The organism is Paraconexibacter sp., from assembly GCF_041602235.1.
GTDB lineage: Bacteria > Actinomycetota > Thermoleophilia > Solirubrobacterales > Solirubrobacteraceae > Paraconexibacter.
Genome location: NZ_JBFIGP010000192.1, coordinates 1 through 7,360 on the forward strand (window position 1 = coordinate 1; position 7,360 = coordinate 7,360).

10 protein-coding genes are annotated in these 7,360 nt (G+C 70.5%); 7 read left to right on the plus strand and 3 right to left on the minus strand.

The window, feature by feature from the left end; translation table 11 throughout:
- Nucleotides 1-536 (minus strand): ATP-dependent Clp protease proteolytic subunit (locus ABYE80_RS14375; RefSeq protein ID WP_372790972.1); only part of this gene is annotated, 536 nt, incomplete at its 3' end.
- A gap of 73 nt (nt 537-609) precedes the next feature.
- Nucleotides 610-1,257 carry a TetR/AcrR family transcriptional regulator gene (locus tag ABYE80_RS14380; RefSeq protein WP_372790973.1) on the minus strand — a complete coding sequence of 216 codons (648 nt, stop codon included), beginning with the start codon at nt 1,255-1,257 and terminating at the stop codon, nt 610-612.
- Between the two features lie 116 nt (nt 1,258-1,373).
- Between ABYE80_RS14380 and ABYE80_RS14385 the strand changes: the two genes are divergently transcribed.
- From ABYE80_RS14385 to ABYE80_RS14405, 5 genes are all read left to right on the plus strand, one after another.
- The gene (locus ABYE80_RS14385) at nt 1,374-1,910 is read left to right on the plus strand and encodes a YceI family protein (RefSeq protein WP_372790974.1); all 537 of its coding nucleotides are present in this window, start codon (nt 1,374-1,376) and stop codon (nt 1,908-1,910) included.
- A gap of 15 nt (nt 1,911-1,925) precedes the next feature.
- Complete coding sequence (locus ABYE80_RS14390) at nt 1,926-2,480, plus strand: NADPH-dependent FMN reductase (protein ID WP_372790975.1); 555 nt, start codon at nt 1,926-1,928, stop codon at nt 2,478-2,480.
- 45 nt (nt 2,481-2,525) lie between these two features.
- Nucleotides 2,526-3,407 carry a DMT family transporter gene (locus ABYE80_RS14395; protein ID WP_372790976.1) on the plus strand — a complete coding sequence of 294 codons (882 nt, stop codon included), beginning with the start codon at nt 2,526-2,528 and terminating at the stop codon, nt 3,405-3,407.
- 70 nt (nt 3,408-3,477) lie between these two features.
- Entirely contained in the window at nt 3,478-4,041 is a 564-nt protein-coding gene (gene pgsA, locus ABYE80_RS14400) for a CDP-diacylglycerol--glycerol-3-phosphate 3-phosphatidyltransferase (RefSeq protein ID WP_372790981.1), read from the plus strand.
- 14 nt (nt 4,042-4,055) lie between these two features.
- A complete protein-coding gene (locus ABYE80_RS14405) occupies nt 4,056-4,454 on the plus strand; it encodes a hypothetical protein (protein ID WP_372790977.1) in 399 nt (132 codons plus the stop codon).
- Between the two features lie 6 nt (nt 4,455-4,460).
- Here the strand turns inward: ABYE80_RS14405 and mptA are convergent, their stop codons facing one another.
- Nucleotides 4,461-5,465, minus strand: a complete 1,005-nt coding sequence (mptA, locus tag ABYE80_RS14410; RefSeq protein ID WP_372790978.1) for a GTP cyclohydrolase MptA — start codon at nt 5,463-5,465, stop codon at nt 4,461-4,463.
- A 260-nt stretch (nt 5,466-5,725) separates the two neighbouring features.
- Between mptA and rpoD the strand changes: the two genes are divergently transcribed.
- Together rpoD and ABYE80_RS14420 are read left to right on the plus strand one after the other, a co-directional pair.
- On the plus strand, nt 5,726-6,877 hold the full coding sequence (rpoD, locus tag ABYE80_RS14415; protein ID WP_372790979.1) for an RNA polymerase sigma factor RpoD: 1,152 nt from the start codon (nt 5,726-5,728) through the stop codon (nt 6,875-6,877).
- 134 nt (nt 6,878-7,011) lie between these two features.
- Nucleotides 7,012-7,360, plus strand: a 349-nt coding sequence (locus tag ABYE80_RS14420; RefSeq protein WP_372790980.1) for a methyltransferase domain-containing protein, incomplete at its 3' end; no start/stop codon positions are given.

Consider the following 7,360-nt stretch of genomic DNA (forward strand, 5'->3'; position numbering starts at 1 on the left):
TCGGGCTTGAAGAAGCGGTCGCGCTCCATGTCGGTGTGGATCTGCTCGAGGGTCTGCCCCGTGTGCTTGACGTAGATCTCCTCGAGCTTCGCGCGGGTCTTGAGGATCTCGCGAGCGTGGATCTCGATGTCGGAGGCCTGGCCCTCGTAGCCGGGTGACGACGGCTGGTGGATCAGGATGCGGCTGTTGGGCAGGGACATGCGCTTGCCGGGTGCTCCGCCCATCAGCAGCAGCGATCCCATCGACATCGCGATGCCGCAGCAGATCGTGGAGACCTGCGGCTTGATGAACTGCATCGTGTCGTAGATCGCCAGGCCGGCGGACACCGAGCCGCCGGGCGAGTTGATGTACAGCGAGATGTCCTTGTCGGGGTCCGAGGACTCCAGGTGCAGGAGCTGCGCCACGACGAGGTTGGCGATGGTGTCGTCGACCTGCTGTCCCAGGAAGATGATCCGCTCGTTGAGCAGGCGGGAGAAGATGTCGTACTCGCGTTCGCCGCGGGCACTGCGCTCGACCACGGTCGGGACTAGGGGCATGGCCGCACCCTAGCGGAGCGCCTGCGCCGCCCGGTCCGCGCACGCGCGGGGCCGCGACGCGGCTCGCGCGCCCTCAGATCGCCAGCAGGCCGCGAGCCTGCGCCTGCCAGCCGGCGGCAAGGCGCTCGAGGTCCATGCCGCGGGCGTCCCGCTGGTGGAGCACGAGCTGGGCCGACAGCGGCGTGAGCAGCGCGTCCGCGTGGTACTCGGCGTCGAGCCTCGGGTTCGCGGCGCGCAGCAGCAGGGTCAGGTGCGTGCGGTACAGCGCGTAGGGGCCGCCCGTCATGAGCTCTCCGGGCACGGTGCTCGCCTCGACCTCACTGAGCAGTTCCGCGTAGTCCTGGAGTTCGTGGAGGTAGGCGGGCCCGAAGGCCAGGAGCCGTTCCTCCGGCGGGGCGCCCGGGCCCAGCGGGGCAGGGCCGCGGATGAGCGCCTCCTGGAAGGCGCCCTCGCGGTCGCTGAGGAGGGCGCGCAGCAAGCCGGCCCGGTCGCCGAAGCGCCGGAACAGCGTGCCCTTGCCGACACCGGCCGCCGCGGCGATCTGGTCCATGGACACGGCGACGGCACCGTCGCGCGCGACGAGCGCCTCGGCCGCGCTGAGGATCCGGCGGCGGTTGCGCGCGGCGTCGCAGCGCTCACGTGCCGGACCTCCGAGCACCGGGAGCTCGGTGCCCGCGTCGGGAGCGGTGGGGAGGGGCGTGATGAGGGGTTGGTCGGGCATCTGAATCCGAGAAGCATGGACAGCTTGACAAACGGACTGCGGTCCGGCTACTGTACCGACACAAGCGGACTGCGGTCCACTTCACAAACCCACACATCGAGAACAAGGAGCCCCTCATGAGCACCACCGCACTCTCCCCCCTCACCGGCACCTGGACGATCGACCCCGTCCACTCCTCCGCGAGCTTCGCGGTCAAGCACCTCGTCGCGACGTTCCGCGCCGGGTTCGACGTCATCGAAGGCAGCTACGACGCCGACGCCGGCGTCCTGCGCGGGACCGCGCCCGTCGCCTCCCTCGACGTCACGCAGGAGGACCTGAAGGGTCACCTGCTGTCGCCGGACTTCTTCGATGCCACGGCCCATCCGACGATCGACTTCGTCTCGACCGCGGTCCAGGTCGGCCAGGACGGCACGCTCGAGGTCCAGGGCGACCTCACCCTGCGCGGCGTCACGCGTCCGGTCACCGGCCGGGGCAGCATCACCGAGGTCATTCCGGGGCCCGGGGGCGACGTCGTCGGTATCGAGGTCCAGACCACGGTCAACCGCAACGACTTCGGTCTGAGCTGGAACGCGGACCTCCCCGGCGGGCGTAAGATGCTCGGCGACGACGTCACGCTGTCCCTGTCCCTCGAGCTCGGTCAGCCGACCGCGTAGGGGGCGAGCGACGCCATGAAGATCCTCGGACTCGCCGGCAGCCTGCGCGCCGGCTCCCACAGCTCGCGACTGCTCGACGCGGCCGGTGCCGCGCTGCCGGCGGGTGCCGAGCTCGACGTCTGGGAGGGGCTGCGCGACCTTCCCGCCTACGACCAGGACCTGGAGGCCATGGAGACCCCCGAGCCGGTCGCCGCGCTGCGTGAGGCGATCAGGCAGGCCGACGCGCTCGTGATCGTGACCCCGGAGTACAACGCCTCCGTCCCCGGGGCGCTCAAGAACGCGATCGACTGGGCCTCCCGCCCGCGGGCGACGACGGCGCTGCAGTCCAAGCCGGTCGCGGTGCTCTCCCACAGCCCGGGGCAGTTCGGCGGGCTGTGGGCGGCGGAGGACCTCAAGCGCATCCTGAAGATCACCGGCGCCCGCCCGCTGGAGGCCTCGGTCAGCGTTCCGCAGATCGATGCCGCGCTCCCGGACGGAGCCACCGCGCTCACCGACCCGGACCTCCAGGGGGCCCTGGAGGCCGTCCTGGAGGAGCTCACCGATCTGCGCGTGCTGGCGCAGGCGGCGTAGTGGCTCGCAGCGGGGGTGGACACGACGTGGCATCGTGCTGCGGTCGTGTCCGCCCCCGCCGAGAGCCCTCTCGACCGGTTGCCACCGGTCACCCTGGTCCTCACCGCCGTCTCCTCGATCCAGTTCGGGGCGGCGCTGGCGACCACGCTCTTCGACGAGCTCGGGCCCGGGGGCGTCTCGCTGCTGCGCCTGGGCATCGCTGCGGCGATCATGGTCGCGGTCTGGCGGCCGGACCCACGAGGCGTCCCGCGCACCGACCTGCGTCTCGTGGTGCTCTTCGGCCTGAGCCTCGGCGGGATGAACTACTTCTTCTACGAGGCCCTCCACCGGATCCCGCTCGGCATCGCGGTGACGATCGAGTTCATCGGGCCGCTGGGCGTGGCCATCGCGACGACGCGCCGCCGCCTGGATCTCGTCTGGGCCGCGCTGGCCTTCGCCGGCATCCTGCTGCTCAACCGTCCCGGCGGTGAGAGCGTCGACCGCACCGGGCTCGTGCTCATCCTGCTGGCCGCCGCCTGCTGGGCCGCCTACATCGTGCTCGCCCAGCGCGCCGGCCGGGTCTTCACCGGAAGCCGCGGCCTCGCCATGGCGATGGGGATCGCCGTCCTCGTGCCGCTCGGTCCCGGCATCCATCAGGCGGGCACGGAGCTGCTGACGTGGCACTTCCTGCTGATCGGCGCCGGCGTCGCCCTGGCTTCGAGCGTCATCCCGTACTCCCTGGAGACCGAGGCGCTGCGCCGCATGCCCACCAACGTCTTCGGGGTCCTCATGTCCCTGGAGCCGGCCGTCGCGGCCCTCGCCGGCTTCGTCGTCCTGGGGCAGAACCTGGACGCGATCGAGCTCGCCGCGATCGCGCTCGTGGTGGCGGCGTCGGTCGGCGTCACCCGTCAGCAGGGGCGCGGAGCGGCCCCGATCGTGGAGGGCTGAGCAGCCGGGGGCGGGGGTCGGACGGGTAACCGCGCCGCGTTCCGGGGGATACTGACCTCACGTGGCTCCCGTGAACCTGCCCAACGTGCTGACGGTCGTGCGCATCCTGCTCGTGCCGGCGCTCGTCGTAGCACTGCTCGCCGAGACCGGCCGGGGGGACATCATCGCCGCCGCGGTGTTCGCGCTGGCGTCGCTCACGGACATGGCGGACGGCTACATCGCCCGCGCCCGCGGACAGATCACGACGTTCGGCAAGCTGATGGACCCGGTCGCCGACAAGCTGCTGGTCATCGCCGCGCTCATCTCGCTGGTGTCGCTGGACCGTCTGGCCGCCTGGGTCGCGATGGTCATCATCGCCCGCGAGTTCGCCGTCACCGCCACGCGCTTCGCCGCCACCCAGCAGGGGGTCGTGATCGCGGCCAACTGGTGGGGCAAGGCGAAGACGATCGTGCAGGTCCAGGCGATCTTCTTCCTCATCGCGATGGGGACACCGACGCCGCTGTGGGTCGAGATCTGGGTGTACGTCGCGGTCGCGATCACCGTCGCCAGCGGCATCGACTACTTCTTCGGCCTCCGTCGCCGCCTGGGCGAGGCCGACCGGGAGGCCTCCGACCGCGCGAAGGCCACGGCCTGACGATGAAGGGCTGGATGGCGCTCGTCGCACTCCTCCTGGCGGCCGTCATCGGGGCGCTGGTGGTGGCGATCGTGCGCACCCACGACGACGTGCGGGACCGTCTGGCGACCTGCATCGAGAACTCCGACGCGACGGTCGTCGCCGGGCCCGACGTGCTCGGCGTGCTGCGCGCCGATCTCGCCAACCGGACCTCGCCGCGGATCAGCCGCCGGTACCGGCTGGGCGACAACGACGCCGTCCTGCTGACGGGGACGGGCTACCGCCTGCTGGCGATGCGCGGGCGCAACGGCCCGGGGCTCGACGGCAACGTCGCCCTGCGGATCTTCGAGCAGACCAGTGACTTCTCGCTCGTCGCGGTGGAGCGTGATCCGCTCCGCGGGGTCCTCGCGGCCTGTGCGTCGCTCGAGGACTGACCAGGGTCAGCGCCGTCCGGCACCGTCCATCCACTCCCGCATCGACGTGTGGTGGGGGAGGTGGTCACCCGACGCGATCTCCTGGCGGAGCTCTCCGAGCAGGCCGAATCGCTCGGCCACCACGTTGTGCTGGTGGATCGTCTCCAGGTTCTCCTGGCGCGCGGAGACGAACACCTCTCCCGGCAGGTCCGGGTACCGGTCGAGCACCCCGCGGATCGCCTCCCGCACGCAGTCCTCCACGAACCGCGGGCGGCGGTGGGCCTTCTCCACGACCGTGCCCTCGTCGCTGCGCTTCATGAGCTCGTAGATCTCCGAGCTCATGGAGTCCTCGACGATCGCGACGAGGTCCATGGCGTCGATCTCGGTCTCGTCGCCCTCCGGGAACCCGAGGTGCAGCGTTCCCAGGCCGCGCTGGTTGTGCGTCGCGACCGGGACCGCCTCGAGGATGCGCTCCACGTCCTGCTCGCCGAAGCCCTCCTCGCCGAGACGCTCCCGGGCCTTGGCGGCGACGAGCTGCTGCGCGCACGGGCAGGCGGTCATCCCCTGCGCGGTGACGCCGACCAGGCGGCGCGTGCCGTGCTCGCTGGCGACCGCGGAGCCGAGCATCGTGTAGATCTCCTGCGTCGGGATGCCCGACACCGGCGCCGGCTTCTCCTCGGGGTAGCGCGCCTTGAGGGTGACCTCCGCGCGCAGCGCGTCCTGGCGGTCGCGGACGATGACCGCGATGCGCTCGGCGAGCGTCTCGGCGCGGAACGCGCTGCCGCCGAGGATGACCTCGCCGATCGCGTCGTTGACCACCTCCTCGAAGCGGCTCATGTGCGCGCCCTTCTGCTTGGGCCCGAGGTCGACGAAGCATTCGAGCGTGGCGGAGAACAGCTGCTGGCCGCCCTCGCGGTCGATGCGGATGATCTTCTCGACGCCGGTGACGCCGACTCGCGACAGGCTGACGTGCAGCGTCGGAGCCTCGTTCTGGACGTCGGGTCCGGGAGTGGTGATGGTGACGGGGTCCATGGTGATCTGCTCCCGAGACTAGAGGGTTGCGAGCCGCTTCCCCACGCCCGGTGGGTGGTGGAGCTCACGATCTGCGGCGGTCGTGTGCTATGACTCCGGCTCTGGCGAGCTACCCCCTCACTACGAGGATGGGAACCAGAAAGCTCAGCCCCTCGCGGCCGACGCCGCGGCCCGCACCAAGGTGCACAGGTTGTCATGAGGTGAGAGAGGGAGCGCTCCGACTGGGGCTCTCCGAAGTGCCTGACAGCGAGGGTCAAGGGTTGAGCACCAAGACTGAAGGACTGTTGGCGGACGAAGCTCCGATCCACGAGTTGGACGAGCTGCAGCCGCTCATCAAGGAAGGCCAGGAGAAGGGCCTTCTGACGTTTACGCAGATCGCGACGTGCCTCGAAGAGGTCGAGGTGACGAAGGAGCAGGTGATCGAGCTCCACCACTGGATGGAGGAGCACGGGATCGCCGTCGTCGGTTCCGACGGCAAACTGGCGACCTCGGAGAACGGCAAGCTGGAAGCGGCCGCCGAAGCGCGCCGCGAGCAGCAGGCGGCGTCCGAGACGCCCAAGAAGCCGCAGATCGACCTGACGGTGGAGCCGTCGCTCGATTCGCTGCGGCTGTATCTGCGCTCCATCGGGCGCGTGTCGCTGCTGACCGCGGAGCAGGAGGTGTCGCTCGCCAAGCGGATCGAACGCGGCGACATGGACGCCAAGCAGCAGATGGTCGAGGCCAACCTGCGGCTGGTCGTCTCGATCGCCAAGGGGTATCTCGGCCGTGGCCTGACGTTCCTGGACCTCATCCAGGAGGGATCGCTGGGCCTCATCCGCGCGGTCGAGAAGTTCGACTACCGCCGTGGCTACAAGTTCTCGACCTACGCGACGTGGTGGATCCGCCAGGCGGTGACGCGCGCGATCGCCGACAAGGGGCGGACCATCCGCATCCCGGTGCACATGGTCGAGAAGCTCAACAAGGTCGTGCACGTCGAGCGGCAGCTCGTGCAGTCGCTCGGCCGCGAGCCCTCACCGGAGGAGATCGCCAAGGAGCTCGAGTGCACCGCACGCGAGGTGCGCGACATCCTGCGGATGAGCCAGCAGCCGATCTCGCTGGAGAAGCCGATCGGTGAGGAGGAGGAGTCCGAGCTCGGCGACTTCGTCGAGGATCAGACCGCCGAGTCACCCTTCGAGCTCGCGTCGGAGAACCTCCGCAAGGAGAACGTCCACCGCGCGCTCGCGGCCCTGCCGGCGCGTGAGCGGGAGGTCATCGAGATGCGCTTCGGCCTCACCGGGGGGCGTCCGCGCACCCTCGAGGAGGTGGGCCGGGCGTTCAACGTGACGCGTGAGCGCATCCGTCAGATCGAGAACCACACGCTCAAGAAGCTCGAGTCGCTCCCGGAGGCCCAGCGCCTGCGGGACGCCTCCTAGCCGTACCCTCGTCGCGTCACGGGTCCCGCTGGGCGCTCGCCCACGGGGCCCGTTCGCGTCGTGAGATGGGCCGGGCCTTGTTCTGGCGCGTCAGCGGTGGTACTACCGGGGCTCACCGTTCTCCGGAGGCCGCCATGTCGTCGCAGGAGCAGGTCATCTCGTCCGCCAACGCGGAGGCGATCGAAGCCTGGGACGGTCCGCTGTTCGAGCGGTTCGTGCAGTTCCGGCACCTCCTGACCGGGGGGCTCGGCATCCACGGAGACGCGGCGATGAGGTGGTACCCGCCGCCGCGAGGTGCCCACGTCCTCGACATCGGCTGCGGCTTCGGCGACACCGCGCAGCAGCTCGCCGCGATCGTCGGGCCGGAGGGCTCGGTGCTCGGGGTCGACGCCTCGCCGCGGTTCATCGAGGCCGCCACCCAGGAGGCCGCGGAGGCGGGCGTCGAGAACGTCCGCTTCGCCGTCGCGGATGTGGAGGCGACGA